The sequence below is a fragment of the Paenibacillus sp. FSL R5-0486 genome (genome assembly GCF_037975155.1).
Classification (GTDB): Bacteria; Bacillota; Bacilli; order Paenibacillales; family Paenibacillaceae; genus Paenibacillus; species Paenibacillus amylolyticus.
Genome location: NZ_CP150237.1, coordinates 6,362,624 through 6,376,875 on the forward strand (window position 1 = coordinate 6,362,624; position 14,252 = coordinate 6,376,875).

Below are 14,252 nucleotides of genomic sequence, written 5' to 3' on the forward strand. Positions count from 1 at the left end.
GCAATGCTGCTGATGCATTAGATGATAACCGCTTTTTCTACGATTTCAGTAAGTCTCCAGCGTTTATCTTTCGAAAGCGGACGAGTCTCCATGATTTTCACCGTGTCACCGATTTTCGCAGTGTTTTCTTCGTCATGCGCTTTGAATTTTTTAGTAACCTTAATGCGTTTATGGTACAAGTTGTGTTTTTTGTAAGTTTCTACAGCAACAACAATCGTTTTGTCCATTTTATCGCTGACCACTTTACCAGTTTGCACTTTACGTGCGTTACGTTCTTCGCTCATTGTTGGCCTCCTTCCTGATTACGGACGGATTGTCCATCCTATCCCTAATTAACCGATTCCCAATTCTCTCTCACGGATAATGGTTTTAGCACGAGCTATTTCTTTCCGCACATCACGGATGCGAGTCGGGTTATCCAGCTGACCGGTAGCTAATTGAAAGCGGAGGTTAAAGAGTTCTTCTTTAAATCCGGCAATCTTTTGCTCGATTTCAGCAGAGGTTAGGTTGCGAAATTCACTAGCTTTCATTTGCTTCACCACCCAATTCTTCACGTTTCACGAACTTCGTTTTGATTGGCAGTTTGTGAGCGGCAAGACGCATTGCTTCGCGTGCAATTTCCTCCGGTACACCAGCAAGTTCAAACATGATCTTACCTGGTTTCACTACTGCAACCCATTTTTCTACGTTACCTTTACCGCTACCCATCCGAACCTCGAGAGGCTTTTGAGTGATTGGTTTGTCTGGGAAAATTTTGATCCAAACTTTACCACCACGTTTGATGTAACGAGTCATCGCAATACGAGCCGCTTCGATTTGACGGTTCGTAATCCAAGCCGGTTCCGTAGCTTGCAGACCGTATTCGCCAAAGTTCAGAGTCGTTCCGCCTTTAGCTTGGCCTTTCATATGTCCACGTTGTTGCTTACGGTGTTTTACGCGTTTTGGTACCAACATGATTAGTTGCCTCCTTCCTTAGCAGCTTGTTTCTTAGCCGTAGGAAGAACCTCTCCACGATAGATCCATACTTTTACGCCGATAAGTCCGTAAGTAGTATGAGCCTCTGCTGTACCGTAGTCAATGTCAGCACGCAGTGTGTGCAGTGGAACAGTTCCTTCGCTGTAGCCTTCAGAACGTGCGATCTCAGCACCGCCAAGACGTCCGCCTACTTGAGTTTTGATACCTTTAGCACCGGAGCGCATAGTTCTTTGAATTGCTTGTTTCAGAGCACGACGGAAAGAAACACGACGTTCCAATTGTTGTGCAATGCTTTCAGCTACAAGAACAGCGTCCAAGTCTTGGTTCTTAATTTCAGAAATGTTGATGTGTACTTTTTTACCGCCAGCAATTTTCGTAATTTGGTTACGAAGATTTTCAACTTCCGAACCACCCTTACCAATAACCATACCTGGTTTAGCAGTGTGAATCGTTACGTTTACACGGTTAGCCGCTCTCTCAATTTCTACACGAGATAAAGCGGAGTCTTTCAATTTATTTTTCAGGAATTCACGAATTCTCACGTCTTCCATCAAAAGATCACCGAAGTCTTTGCCTGCATACCACTTAGATTCCCAGTCACGGATAATTCCGACACGGAGTCCGACTGGATTTACCTTTTGGCCCACACATTTCCCCTCCTTCTACTTCTCAGATACCACCAAAGTAATGTGGCTAGTACGTTTGTTAATACGACTTGCACGTCCCATTGCACGAGGGCGGAAACGCTTCATTGTCGGTCCTTGGTTCACGTAAGCTTGCGAGATAACCAATTTGTTAACATCCAAAGAATAGTTATGTTCCGCATTCGCAATAGCGGAGTTAAGCAACTTCTCAACGATTGGAGAAGCAGATTTCGGAGTGTGACGGAGAATGGCAACCGCCTCACCTACTTGCTTGCCACGAATCAAGTCAACAACGAGTTGAGCTTTACGAGGAGCAATCCGGATAAACTTAGCATGTGCTTTTGCTTCCATTGTGTAACCTCCTTTCAAACATTAAAGATATTCATTTATCTTCTTGTTTTCTTATCATCAGCAGTATGGCCTTTGTACGTACGGGTTGGAGCGAACTCACCCAGTTTGTGTCCGACCATGTCCTCAGTTACATACACTGGCACGTGTTTACGACCATCGTAAACGCCAAATGTGTGTCCGATGAATTGCGGGAAAATTGTAGAACGACGGGACCAGGTTTTGATCACATTCTTCTTACCTGAAGCTTCCATCTCTTCTACCTTTTTAAGCATGTAGCCATCAATGAATGGCCCTTTTTTCAAACTGCGACCCATGTGGAGATCCTCCCTTCAAACATAGCTATTATGCATCCGCAGATGCCTCACGAAGTTATGCACAGTGTGTATTACTTCGTGCGGCGGCGAATGATGTATTTATCAGAAGCTTTATTTTTCTTACGCGTTTTGTAACCAAGTGTAGGTTTACCCCATGGTGACATTGGCGATTTACGTCCGATTGGAGCACGACCTTCACCACCACCGTGTGGGTGATCGTTAGGGTTCATTACTACACCACGAACCTCAGGACGTTTACCCAACCAACGGCTACGACCGGCTTTACCGATTTTGATGAGCTCGTGGTCTTGGTTACCTACAGATCCGATTGTCGCGCGGCAAACTTTCAAAATACGACGAACTTCTCCGGAAGAGAGACGAACGGAAACGTATTTTTCTTCTTTACCAAGCAATTGAGCTTCTGTACCAGCAGCACGAACCAATTGTCCGCCTTTACCTGGTTTCAACTCGATGTTGTGGATAACGGTACCTACTGGAATGTTTTCGAGTGGCAGTGCGTTACCGATTTTGATGTCTGATTCAGGTCCGGAGAACACTTGATCTCCAACTTTCAAACCTTTAGGAGCGATGATATAACGCTTTTCACCATCAGCATAGTGAATCAGAGCGATGTTGGATGTACGGTTCGGGTCATACTCAATCGTAGCAACGCGGCCCGGTATTCCATCTTTAGTACGTTTGAAGTCAATGATACGGTATTTACGTTTGTGTCCACCACCATGGTGACGAACTGTAATTTTACCTTGGTTGTTGCGGCCTGCTTGTTTGCTCAACGGGGCCAACAACGATTTCTCCGGCTGATTTGTGGTGATTTCCTCAAATGTAGAAACGGACATGTTCCGTCTTGCCGGGGATGTTGGTTTATACTTTTTGATTGGCACTGGGTTTCCCTCCTTACTTCAAAAATTCAATTATACAGTTTCAAAGAACTCAAGCGTTTTGCTGTCTTTTGTCAACGTTACAAACGCTTTTTTCCATTCGCTAGTATATCCGGAATAACGTCCGTACCGTTTCGGCTTAGCTGGAACACGAAGCGTGTTCACGTTTTTCACTTTTACATTGAAAATAGCTTCTACTGCCTTTTTGATCTCGGTTTTGTTTGCACGGATATCGACTTCAAATACATATTTCAAGTCGTTCATCATGTCAGCAGTACGTTCCGTAATAATCGGACGTTTTACAATATCACGAGGATCCTTCATTACGCGAGCACCTCCTCTACCTTCTGAACTGCTTCTTTCGTAATGATCAATTTGTCGTGCGAGAGCACGTCAAGAACATTAATACCGTCAGCAGCTACGAATTTCACGCCTGGAATATTCCGTGCGGAAAGAGCTACATTATCATCATAGCTAGGAGCTACGATCAAAGCTTTACGTCCCACTTTGAGGTTACTCAAGATGGCTGCAAATTCTTTAGTTTTAGGCGTACTCAACGTGAGAGCGTCCAAAACGATAATGTCATTGTCAAGCACTTTGGATGAAAGGGCTGATTTGATCGCCAAGCGGCGAACTTTTTTAGGCAGTTTATACGCATAGCTCCGTGGTGTTGGACCAAATACGATACCGCCGCCTTTCCATTGTGGTGAACGAATTGAACCTTGACGAGCGCGACCTGTACCTTTTTGTTTCCAAGGCTTACGTCCACCGCCACGAACTTCAGAACGTCCTTTTACTTTGTGGGTACCTTGACGAAGGGAAGCGCGTTGCATAAGAACTGCATCGTACAGAACGTGTTGGTTCGGCTCAATTCCGAAAACCGCATCATTCAATTCAACTTCGCCTACTTGGCTACCATCTACATTGTAAACTGATACTTTTGGCATTTTGTGTTCCTCCTTTCTTCAGTGGTTATTTTTTCACCGTTTCTTTAACTCTAATGAGACTGTTTTTCGGTCCAGGAATGGAACCTTTCACGAGCAACACGTTACGCTCAGCGTCTACTTTAACTACTTCAAGACGTTGAATTGTAATAGTGTCATGTCCCATGTGTCCTGGCAGGCGTTTGCCTTTAGGAACGCGGTTAGCTTGGATCGAACCCATTGAACCAGGGCCACGGTGGTAACGCGAACCGTGTGACATAGGTCCAGTGCTTTGTCCCCAACGTTTGATAACGCCGGCAAAACCTTTACCTTTAGAAATACCCGTTACGTCAACGAATTCGCCTTCAGCGAAAATGTCAGCTTTCAGTTCTTGGCCAACTTCATATTCTGCGATGTTGATACCGCGAACTTCACGAACGTAGCGCTTAGGGGCAGTGTTCGCTTTTTTAGCGTGACCTGCTTCTGGCTTGTTAGCATTTTTCTCTTTCTTATCGGAGTAACCGATTTGAATTGCTTCGTAGCCATCGTTCTCAATGTCTTTCTTTTGCAAAACAACACAAGGGCCTGCTTCGATAACCGTTACTGGAACGACGTTACCTTCAGGAGTAAATACTTGAGTCATTCCGAGTTTTTTTCCTAAGATTGCTTTCATGTTGACACCTCTTTTCCTTTATACATGGTCTTTGTTGTAGCTTATATTACAATTTAATTTCGATATCTACACCGGACGGCAGATCCAAGCGCATCAAGGCATCCACAGTTTGTGGAGTCGGGTTAACGATGTCGATCAAACGTTTATGTGTACGTTGTTCGAATTGTTCCCGAGAATCCTTGTACTTGTGCACCGCACGAAGAATAGTAATGATTTGTTTTTCAGTAGGAAGCGGAATCGGACCGGATACACCAGCACCCGAACGTTTTGCTGTTTCAACAATTTTCTCCGCGGATTGATCAAGAATTCTGTGGTCGTAAGCTTTCAAACGAATACGAATTTTTTGCTTTGCCATTTTAGTCCCTCCTTCTATCGCCCAATTTTTTATCGGACATACTCCGTGAAAATTTTCTAGCCACTCTCCCATGGCAAAGGGGCCGGGTGTGCCAGTAACCTCTCACATCATCGCAACGTCACAGAACAACATTCATTATTATATAGAAAAGATAGGCGTATTGCAAGCATATTTAAGAAAAACATTTAAACTTATCTTTTCTGATGAAATGACTTCGTTTATTGCAGTGTTAATCTTCAATATCCAGGCTGCCTTGCCAATCCTTCTAAACACGTAAATGATGTTCATTTCGTATGACGCAGGTTCCGAACTTTAAACATAATAAAAGAGTTCTCTATCCGATGTCGGATAAAGAACTCTTCCGAAGCTTCGTTACAATACAATGTTACTCGTTCCAGTACACTGTTACATATGCTTTATTCAGCGTTAAGCCGAATTATTTTTGGATAGATGCTACGGAACCGGCACCTACTGTACGTCCGCCTTCACGAATGGAGAATTTAGTTCCTTCTTCAATCGCGATTGGGGAGATCAGGGAAACAGTAACAGTGATGTTATCACCAGGCATTACCATTTCAGTACCTTCAGGCAAGTTGATGATGCCTGTTACGTCAGTTGTACGGAAGTAGAACTGTGGACGGTAACCAGTGAAGAATGGTTTGTGACGTCCGCCCTCTTCTTTAGTCAGAACGTAGATTTGAGCTGTGAATTCTGTGTGTGGCTTAACAGAACCTGGTTTTGCAAGTACTTGACCACGCTCGATTTGAGTACGGTCAACACCACGCAACAATGCACCGATGTTGTCACCCGCTTGAGCGGAATCCAACAATTTACGGAACATCTCAACGCCTGTTACAACGGATTTTTTAGTTTCTTCAGTGATACCAACGATTTCGATCTCTTCGCCGACTTTAACAGTACCACGCTCTACACGGCCAGTAGCAACAGTACCACGACCAGTGATGGAGAATACGTCCTCGACAGGCATCAAGAAAGGCTTGTCAGTTTGACGCTCAGGCAGTGGGATGTAAGTGTCGATCTCTTTGAACATCTCAACGATTTTTTGAGCCCATTCGCCATCTGGGTTTGCCAGAGCTTCACGAGCGGATCCACGAGTGATTGGAGTATCGTCACCTGGGAACTCATATTCGTTAAGAAGGTCGCGAACTTCCATCTCAACCAATTCCAACAACTCTTCGTCTTCAACCATGTCACATTTGTTCAAGAACACAACAATGTAAGGTACGCCTACTTGACGGGAGAGCAAGATGTGCTCACGAGTTTGTGGCATTGGGCCGTCTGCTGCGGATACTACCAAGATAGCTCCATCCATTTGAGCCGCGCCAGTGATCATGTTTTTAACATAGTCGGCGTGACCTGGGCAGTCAACGTGAGCGTAGTGACGAGTGTCAGTTTCGTACTCAACGTGTGATGTGGAGATTGTGATACCGCGTTCGCGCTCTTCTGGAGCTTTGTCGATTTGGTCGAATGCAATTGCAGCACCACCGTAAGTTTTGGACAATACAGTTGTGATTGCAGCAGTCAGAGTTGTTTTACCGTGATCGACGTGACCAATAGTACCGATGTTAACGTGGGGTTTATTACGTTCGTATTTAGCCTTTGCCATTTGAACGTGGCCTCCTTAAAATTATAATTTTATGTTTTCACTGAATGAAGTGCTCCGAATTTAATTCTTATGCACTTGCATCCAGTGTGAGAAAACTACTCGGTGCCTTTTGTTTTGGCAACGATTTCTTCAGCGATGCTCTTAGGAACTTCTTCATAGTGAGAGAGTTCCATGGAGAATACGCCGCGTCCTTGAGTACCGGAACGAAGAGTTGTAGAGTAACCAAACATTTCAGACAGAGGTACCTTAGCACGGATGATTTGAGCTCCACTACGGGAATCCATACCTTCGATGCGGCCACGACGGGAGTTCAACATACCCATTACGTCACCCATGTACTCTTCTGGAACAGTTACTTCTACTTTCATGATAGGCTCAAGCAGAACTGGTTTACACTTGTCTTTAGCCGCTTTAAGCGCCATAGATCCGGCAATTTTAAATGCCATCTCATTGGAATCGACATCATGGTAAGATCCGTCTACGATTGTAGCCTTAACGTCAACAAGCGGGAAGCCTGCAATAACGCCGTTTTTCATTTGCTCTTCAATCCCTGACAGTGCAGGTTGAATGTATTCTCTTGGTACGGAACCACCGACAACCTTACTTTCGAACTGGCTGCCTGTACCCGGCTCGAGAGGTTCGAATTCAACCCATACGTGACCGTATTGACCACGACCACCGGATTGACGTACGAATTTACCTTCAACGCGCGCTGGAGCACGGAATGTTTCACGGTAAGCTACTTGTGGTTTACCCACAGTAGTTTCAACCTTGAACTCACGACGCATACGGTCGATGATGATATCAAGGTGAAGCTCACCCATACCTGCCAAGATCGTTTGGCCTGTTTCTTCGTCAGTATGAGCACGAAGAGTTGGATCCTCTTCAGTCAACTTACCGAGAGCAACACCCAGTTTATCCTGGTCAGCTTTGGTTTTAGGTTCAACAGCGATTTCGATAACCGGATCAGGGAAGTTCATTGACTCCAGGATAACCGGATTTTTCTCATCACATAGTGTATCACCTGTACCTGTATCTTTCAAACCTACGGCAGCTGCAATATCACCGGAGTAAACTACAGTGATTTCTTGACGGCTGTTCGCATGCATTTGAAGGATACGACCGATACGCTCACGTTTGTTTTTAGTGGCATTCAATACATATGATCCGGATTGAAGAACACCAGAGTATACGCGGAAGAATGTCAATTTACCAACGTAAGGGTCAGTCATAATTTTGAATGCCAATGCGGAGAATGGCTCTTCATCGGATGACTTACGAATTGCTTCAGTTCCATCTTCAAGATGTCCCGTGATCGATGCAACATCTGTTGGAGCTGGCAAGTAGTCGATAACAGCATCCAACATCAGTTGAACACCCTTGTTACGATATGAGGATCCACAGATAACTGGGAAGATCTTAACATCTACAACACCTTTACGGAGTACGGTTTTGATCTCATCAATTGTGATTTCTTCGCCTTCCAGGTATTTCATTGTCAAATCTTCATCCAGTTCAGCAACGCGCTCAATCAACTCGTTGCGAAGTTCTTCAACTTGATCTGCAAACTCTGCAGGAATGTCGGTTTCTTCGATATCTTGACCAAGGTCATCTTTGTACATATGAGCTCTTTGTGCAACGATATCGATGATACCTTTGAAATCATTTTCAGCGCCGATTGGAAGTTGAATCGCAACAGCGTTCGCTTGAAGGCGATCACGCATGTCAGATACAACGTTCAGGAAGTCAGCACCGATGATATCCATTTTGTTTACATATGCGATACGAGGTACGCCGTACTTGTCAGCCTGTCTCCATACGGTTTCGGACTGAGGCTCAACGCCTTCTTTCGCACTGAATACACCAACTGCTCCGTCCAATACACGAAGGGAACGTTCAACTTCAACAGTGAAGTCAACGTGTCCCGGGGTATCAATAATATTAACGCGGTGGCCTTTCCAAGCAGCGGTAGTTGCAGCGGAAGTAATCGTAATTCCGCGCTCCTGTTCCTGTTCCATCCAGTCCATTGTCGCAGCGCCTTCGTGTACTTCACCGATTTTGTGCGTACGTCCTGTGTAAAACAGGATCCGCTCAGTTGTCGTGGTTTTACCCGCATCAATATGAGCCATGATCCCGATATTACGTGTATTTTTTAAGGAGAACTCTCTAGCCATGAAATGGGTCTCCCTTCAAAATTGAAGTTTTTTTATTGTGAACTGAATCCTACCAACGGTAGTGAGCAAACGCTTTGTTCGCTTCAGCCATTTTGTGCGTATCTTCACGTTTTTTAACGGAAGCGCCTGTGTTGTTGGAAGCGTCGATGATCTCAGCCGCCAAACGCTCTTCCATTGTTTTCTCACCGCGGTTGCGGGAGTAGTTCACGAGCCAACGTAATCCCAGAGCAGTACGTCTCTCTGGTTTCACCTCGATTGGTACTTGGTAGTTGGCACCGCCGACACGGCGAGCTTTAACTTCCAGGACTGGCATGATGTTCTTGATTGCTGCTTCAAATACTTCCATAGGGTCATTACCCGTACGTTCTTGAATCAACTTGAACGCATTATACAGAATGCTTTGAGCAACACCGCGTTTTCCGCCGATCATGATGCGGTTGATTAAACGAGTAACCAACTTGCTGTTATATAACGGATCAGGCAGAACGTCTCTTTTCGTAACTGGACCTTTGCGTGGCATGGATATCCCCCTTTCTTTCTTGTTCAGCAGATCCTGTACCTTCCAGACTTAGACCAGAAGGCTTTCAGGCTATCTGCCTATAATAGTTTAGGCTTTTTTAGCTTTTGGACGTTTAGCGCCGTATTTCGAACGAGCTTGCATACGGTTGTTTACACCAGCAGTATCGAGAGCTCCACGAACGATGTGATAACGAACTCCTGCAAGGTCTTTAACTTTACCTCCGCGGATCAATACCACACTGTGCTCTTGAAGGTTATGTCCGATTCCCGGGATATAAGCAGTAACCTCGAGACGGTTCGTCAAACGAACACGGGCATACTTACGAAGTGCAGAGTTTGGTTTACGTGGAGTCATTGTACCTACACGAGTGCAGACACCACGTTTTTGTGGGGCACTGATGTTAGTAGATTCACGTTTCAAAGCGTTGAATCCTTTTTGCAAAGCTGGAGATTTTGACTTCTCAACTTTTGCTTGACGTCCTTTACGAACCAGTTGGTTAATAGTTGGCATGTGATTGCCACCCCCTTCCTCAAATATTCATGTTTCTTTATAAACCTCTTTGCACTAAGTCCACAGACCCAGGCGGTTCATAAAAAGACAAATGAAAAGTTTTTGCCTTGGAGAATCCTTAAAAGTTCTCGGACAAAAACGTTCCTTACCCTATGATTTTACGACAGCAGCCATAGCTGCTCCTACTCCAATCCCGCAAGCCTTGCCGAGATTTTTCATTGTATCCACTTTCGTGCATTTCACATTGTGTTGTTCACACAAAGCAATGATTTTGGAAGTAAGCTGCGGATCACTATCTTCTGCGACATAGACTTCAGAAGCCATACCTGTCTGCACCATCCGCATGGTCTGTTTGGTACCTATTTTGACATGAGCATCTTGCAAGGCTTTTTCATTAGACATTGTGTATTCCTCCGAATAGAACCATGTACAATCAGCTGCCCACGCACCTTTGATATATTAGCATCTAGCGCAAGCATTGTCAATGCTAATCCTAAAACATTTTTTAAAAGTTTACGTACATCAGGATTCGTCCGCCTGTATCATACAAACGTCCGTCTCCTGACGCACAAAACTTTCACTCTCCTCTAATGAGGAGAAATATATTTAATCAACCGAAACTGGCTCAAGTTCTTCTACTGAAGATTGGCCATCTTCTGGCTCAGCAAATTTGATGCTGCGGTAACGGTGCATACCTGTACCTGCAGGAATCAATTTACCGATGATTACATTTTCCTTCAGACCGAGCAACTGATCGACTTTACCTTTGATCGCTGCATCTGTCAATACACGTGTAGTTTCTTGGAACGAAGCCGCCGAGAGGAAGGAGTCTGTTTCCAGGGATGCTTTCGTAATACCGAGCAGGATTGGTTTAGCAACCGCCGGCTCTTTATCACTAAGAATCGCAATTTTGTTAGCTCTTTCGTACTCATGCATATCCACGAACGATCCTGGCAACAGCGTTGTATCTCCTGCATCTACGATACGGATTTTACGCAACATTTGACGGATCATAACTTCAACGTGCTTATCGTTAATTTCTACGCCTTGGTTACGATATACGCGTTGTACTTCCTGCAGAATGTAGTTTTGTACACCACGTATGCCTTTAATCCGTAACATCTCTTTTGGATCAATGGAACCGTCTGTCAACTCGTCACCCGCTTCAACTTCCGCGCCTTCGCTTACGCGCACACGGGAACCGTAGGTAACGGCGTATACTTTGGATTCCGCTTCACCTTGAATTTCGATTTCACGACGATCTTTCGCTTCGCGAATCTCTTTAACCACACCATCGATTTCACTGATCGTTGCTTGACCCTTAGGATTACGAGCTTCGAACAACTCCTGGATACGTGGCAAACCTTGCGTAATATCGTCTCCGGCTACACCACCAGTATGGAACGTACGCATTGTAAGCTGTGTTCCTGGCTCACCAATGGACTGTGCTGCGATAATACCAACTGCTTCACCAATCTCCACGTGTTTACCAGTCGCGAGGTTGCGACCATAACACTTCTTGCAGACACCATGACTTGCACGGCAGCTGAGAACGGAGCGGATTTGCAATTTAGTAATACCTGCTTTGATAATCGCTTCTGCTTTATCGGAGTCAATCAATTCATTGCGACCTACAATGATTTCTTTCGTTTCCGGATGACGAAGAGTCTCGAAGCAGTATCTGCCTTCAATACGGTCGTAGAGGTCTTCGATAACCTCTTTACCATCTTGGATACGACTTACCGTAAAGCCTTTATCTGTACCACAATCATCATCACGCACGATTACGTCTTGGGCTACGTCTACGAGACGACGAGTCAGGTAACCTGAATCGGCTGTACGCAGGGCTGTATCCGCCAAACCTTTACGCGCTCCGTGAGTGGAGATAAAGTACTCGAGTACCGTCAGACCTTCACGGAAGTTCGATTTGATTGGGAGTTCGATAATTCGACCGGATGGGTTGGCCATCAGACCACGCATACCGCCCAATTGAGTGATTTGCGATTTGTTACCCCGTGCTTTGGAGTCTACCATCATCATGATCGAGTTGTAACGATCCATGGACTTCATCAGAATCTCAGTGATGTCATCTTTGGATTTTGACCAGATATCAATGATACGGTCATAGCGCTCTTCATTCGTAATCAGACCACGACGGTACTGATTCGTAACGATTTGTGCTTTTTCCTCAGATTGTCTAAGAATTTCAAACTTCTCAGGCGGAACGATAACATCAGATACCGCAACCGTAATACCGGCACGTGTAGAGTATGTGAAACCAAGTTGTTTAATTTTATCCAAAATAACGGCTGTTTCCGTTGTGTGATAAATTTCAAAACAACGTGCAATGATGGAGCCGAGGTATTCTTTACCGACACCGCCAGCCAGAGGAGCATTCATAATAGCTTCTCTGAGATCAGCACCTTTTTCATATACAAATGAGTGATCTGCAGTACCTTGGTACAGGTTAGCACGAGTCGCATCATTGATATACGGGAAGCTTGCCGGGAAAATTTCATTGAAGATAATTTTACCGACAGTTGTCAGCAACATTCCTTCTTGTTGTTCTTCCGTGAAGCTTGTTTTACCAAGCGCCTTAACAGGAATAGCTACACGCGCATGCAGACCAGCAGTACCACGTTGGTATGCCGATACAGCTTCGTTAACTGTACGCAAGATCATACCTGTGCCCTTTTCTTCCTTGTTATCCATAGTGAGGTAGTAAGAACCAAGCACCATATCCTGGGAAGGAGTAACAACCGGTTTACCGTCTTTCGGGTTCAAAATGTTACCCGATGCAAGCATCAGGATACGTGCTTCCGCTTGAGCTTCAGCGGACAACGGAACGTGCACGGCCATTTGGTCACCGTCAAAGTCGGCATTGTATGCCGTACATACGAGCGGGTGAAGACGAATTGCTTTACCTTCAACGAGAATCGGTTCAAATGCTTGAATACCGAGTCTGTGAAGCGTAGGGGCACGGTTCAACAGAACCGGATGCTCCTTGATTACTTCTTCAAGAACATCCCATACTTCAGGACTTACACGCTCAACTTTACGTTTTGCGCTCTTGATGTTGTGGGCAAGCCCTTTATTTACAAGCTCTTTCATAACAAAAGGCTTGAACAATTCAAGTGCCATATCTTTTGGCAGACCACACTGATACATTTTCAGGTAAGGTCCAACAACGATAACGGAACGACCAGAATAGTCAACCCGTTTACCGAGCAAGTTTTGACGGAAACGTCCTTGTTTACCTTTCAGCATGTGGCTGAGAGATTTCAATGGACGGTTACCAGGACCCGTTACCGGGCGTCCACGACGACCATTATCGATCAATGCGTCAACAGCTTCCTGCAACATCCGTTTTTCATTTTGCACGATAATATCTGGCGCGCCCAGATCAAGCAGGCGTTTCAGACGGTTGTTCCGGTTGATTACACGGCGGTACAAGTCATTCAGGTCAGACGTTGCAAAACGTCCACCATCCAACTGTACCATTGGACGAAGTTCCGGCGGGATAACAGGAAGTACATCCATGATCATCCACTCTGGCTTGTTGCCGGAGTTGCGGAATGCTTCGATAACTTCCAGACGTTTGATTGCACGATTACGACGTTGTCCTTGCGCAGTCCGGAGCTCTTCTTTCAGGAACTCGAGCTCTTTGTCTATGTCAAGGTCTTGAAGCAATTTTTTAACCGCTTCTGCGCCCATGCCAGCATGGAAACCATAGCCGTATTTTTCACGGTAGCTGCGGTATTCTTTCTCGGACAACAGCTGTTTTTTCTCCAGTGGAGTTTCTCCTGGATCAGTTACAACATATGATGCAAAATAAATAATCTCTTCAAGAGATCTTGGTGACATATCCAGAGCAAGACCCATACGGCTCGGAATACCTTTGAAGTACCAGATATGCGATACCGGAGCAGCGAGCTCAATATGGCCCATCCGTTCGCGGCGTACTTTTGCACGTGTTACTTCAACGCCACAACGATCACAGACAACGCCTTTATAACGGACGCGTTTGTATTTACCGCAATGACATTCCCAGTCTTTTGTAGGGCCAAAAATCTTTTCGCAGAACAGCCCTTCTTTTTCCGGTTTCAACGTACGATAGTTGATCGTTTCCGGTTTTTTCACTTCTCCGCGGGACCAAGAACGAATTTTCTCTGGGGAAGCAAGCCCGATCTTCATGTATTCGAAATTGTTGACGTCCAACAAGGAGCAACCCTCCTTAACCAATTCCTGATTCTAGGTTACGCCCACTCCGGCCGAAGCCGGAGCAAG

General features: G+C 45.2%; 17 protein-coding genes. All 17 read right to left on the reverse strand.

The window, feature by feature from the left end; all coding sequences use genetic code 11:
• Positions 1-17: 17 nt before the first annotated feature.
• Entirely contained in the window at positions 18-284 is a 267-nt protein-coding gene (gene rpsQ / locus MKY01_RS28225) for a 30S ribosomal protein S17 (protein ID WP_017692084.1), read from the reverse strand.
• Between the two features lie 48 nt (positions 285-332).
• Positions 333-530, reverse strand: a complete 198-nt coding sequence (rpmC, locus tag MKY01_RS28230) for a 50S ribosomal protein L29 (RefSeq protein WP_017692083.1) — start codon at positions 528-530, stop codon at positions 333-335.
• Positions 520-954, reverse strand: coding sequence for a 50S ribosomal protein L16 (gene rplP / locus MKY01_RS28235; RefSeq protein ID WP_017692082.1), 435 nt, complete (start codon positions 952-954; stop codon positions 520-522). Before rplP ends, rpmC begins: the two co-directional genes overlap by 11 nt.
• Before the next feature lie 2 nt (positions 955-956).
• Positions 957-1,622: a 30S ribosomal protein S3 gene (gene rpsC / locus MKY01_RS28240; protein WP_036607182.1), complete on the reverse strand. Its 666-nt coding sequence runs from the start codon at positions 1,620-1,622 to the stop codon at positions 957-959.
• Between the two features lie 15 nt (positions 1,623-1,637).
• Positions 1,638-1,970, reverse strand: coding sequence for a 50S ribosomal protein L22 (gene rplV / locus MKY01_RS28245; RefSeq protein WP_036607180.1), 333 nt, complete (start codon positions 1,968-1,970; stop codon positions 1,638-1,640).
• Positions 1,971-2,005: 35 nt separating this feature from the next.
• Complete coding sequence (gene rpsS, locus MKY01_RS28250) at positions 2,006-2,284, reverse strand: 30S ribosomal protein S19 (RefSeq protein WP_017692079.1); 279 nt, start codon at positions 2,282-2,284, stop codon at positions 2,006-2,008.
• 71 nt (positions 2,285-2,355) lie between these two features.
• Positions 2,356-3,186, reverse strand: coding sequence for a 50S ribosomal protein L2 (rplB, locus tag MKY01_RS28255; protein ID WP_017692078.1), 831 nt, complete (start codon positions 3,184-3,186; stop codon positions 2,356-2,358).
• 30 nt (positions 3,187-3,216) lie between these two features.
• Entirely contained in the window at positions 3,217-3,507 is a 291-nt protein-coding gene (gene rplW / locus MKY01_RS28260) for a 50S ribosomal protein L23 (RefSeq protein WP_017692077.1), read from the reverse strand.
• Positions 3,507-4,130, reverse strand: a complete 624-nt coding sequence (rplD, locus tag MKY01_RS28265) for a 50S ribosomal protein L4 (RefSeq protein WP_017692076.1) — start codon at positions 4,128-4,130, stop codon at positions 3,507-3,509. Before rplD ends, rplW begins: the two co-directional genes overlap by 1 nt.
• 25 nt (positions 4,131-4,155) lie before the next feature.
• Positions 4,156-4,779 carry a 50S ribosomal protein L3 gene (rplC, locus tag MKY01_RS28270; RefSeq protein ID WP_017692075.1) on the reverse strand — a complete coding sequence of 208 codons (624 nt, stop codon included), beginning with the start codon at positions 4,777-4,779 and terminating at the stop codon, positions 4,156-4,158.
• 46 nt (positions 4,780-4,825) lie between these two features.
• Positions 4,826-5,134, reverse strand: coding sequence for a 30S ribosomal protein S10 (gene rpsJ, locus MKY01_RS28275; RefSeq protein WP_017692074.1), 309 nt, complete (start codon positions 5,132-5,134; stop codon positions 4,826-4,828).
• Positions 5,135-5,570: 436 nt separating this feature from the next.
• On the reverse strand, positions 5,571-6,761 hold the full coding sequence (gene tuf, locus MKY01_RS28280; RefSeq protein ID WP_017692073.1) for an elongation factor Tu: 1,191 nt from the start codon (positions 6,759-6,761) through the stop codon (positions 5,571-5,573).
• Positions 6,762-6,856: 95 nt separating this feature from the next.
• The gene (gene fusA / locus MKY01_RS28285) at positions 6,857-8,935 is read right to left on the reverse strand and encodes an elongation factor G (RefSeq protein WP_036607177.1); all 2,079 of its coding nucleotides are present in this window, start codon (positions 8,933-8,935) and stop codon (positions 6,857-6,859) included.
• 49 nt (positions 8,936-8,984) lie between these two features.
• A complete protein-coding gene (gene rpsG, locus MKY01_RS28290) occupies positions 8,985-9,455 on the reverse strand; it encodes a 30S ribosomal protein S7 (RefSeq protein WP_017692071.1) in 471 nt (156 codons plus the stop codon).
• Between the two features lie 87 nt (positions 9,456-9,542).
• Entirely contained in the window at positions 9,543-9,965 is a 423-nt protein-coding gene (gene rpsL, locus MKY01_RS28295; protein ID WP_017692070.1) for a 30S ribosomal protein S12, read from the reverse strand.
• Positions 9,966-10,115: 150 nt separating this feature from the next.
• Entirely contained in the window at positions 10,116-10,367 is a 252-nt protein-coding gene (locus MKY01_RS28300) for a ribosomal L7Ae/L30e/S12e/Gadd45 family protein (RefSeq protein ID WP_036607175.1), read from the reverse strand.
• A gap of 204 nt (positions 10,368-10,571) precedes the next feature.
• The gene (gene rpoC / locus MKY01_RS28305; RefSeq protein ID WP_036607173.1) at positions 10,572-14,186 is read right to left on the reverse strand and encodes a DNA-directed RNA polymerase subunit beta'; all 3,615 of its coding nucleotides are present in this window, start codon (positions 14,184-14,186) and stop codon (positions 10,572-10,574) included.
• Between the last annotated feature and the right edge of the window lie 66 nt (positions 14,187-14,252).

Bases quoted from the DNA above. Each gene is read 5' to 3' on its own strand.
- fusA (WP_036607177.1), bottom strand. From the start codon at position 8,935: ATGGCTAGAGAGTTCTCCTTAAAAAATACACGTAATATCGGGATCATG.
- rpmC (WP_017692083.1), bottom strand. From the start codon at position 530: ATGAAAGCTAGTGAATTTCGCAACCTAACCTCTGCTGAAATCGAGCAA.
- rplC (WP_017692075.1), bottom strand. From the start codon at position 4,779: ATGAAAGCAATCTTAGGAAAAAAACTCGGAATGACTCAAGTATTTACT.
- rplW (WP_017692077.1), bottom strand. From the start codon at position 3,507: ATGAAGGATCCTCGTGATATTGTAAAACGTCCGATTATTACGGAACGT.
- rplD (WP_017692076.1), bottom strand. From the start codon at position 4,130: ATGCCAAAAGTATCAGTTTACAATGTAGATGGTAGCCAAGTAGGCGAA.
- rpsG (WP_017692071.1), bottom strand. From the start codon at position 9,455: ATGCCACGCAAAGGTCCAGTTACGAAAAGAGACGTTCTGCCTGATCCG.
- tuf (WP_017692073.1), bottom strand. From the start codon at position 6,761: ATGGCAAAGGCTAAATACGAACGTAATAAACCCCACGTTAACATCGGT.
- rpsJ (WP_017692074.1), bottom strand. From the start codon at position 5,134: ATGGCAAAGCAAAAAATTCGTATTCGTTTGAAAGCTTACGACCACAGA.
- MKY01_RS28300 (WP_036607175.1), bottom strand. From the start codon at position 10,367: ATGTCTAATGAAAAAGCCTTGCAAGATGCTCATGTCAAAATAGGTACC.
- rpsS (WP_017692079.1), bottom strand. From the start codon at position 2,284: ATGGGTCGCAGTTTGAAAAAAGGGCCATTCATTGATGGCTACATGCTT.
- rplV (WP_036607180.1), bottom strand. From the start codon at position 1,970: ATGGAAGCAAAAGCACATGCTAAGTTTATCCGGATTGCTCCTCGTAAA.
- rpsL (WP_017692070.1), bottom strand. From the start codon at position 9,965: ATGCCAACTATTAACCAACTGGTTCGTAAAGGACGTCAAGCAAAAGTT.
- rplP (WP_017692082.1), bottom strand. From the start codon at position 954: ATGTTGGTACCAAAACGCGTAAAACACCGTAAGCAACAACGTGGACAT.
- rpsQ (WP_017692084.1), bottom strand. From the start codon at position 284: ATGAGCGAAGAACGTAACGCACGTAAAGTGCAAACTGGTAAAGTGGTC.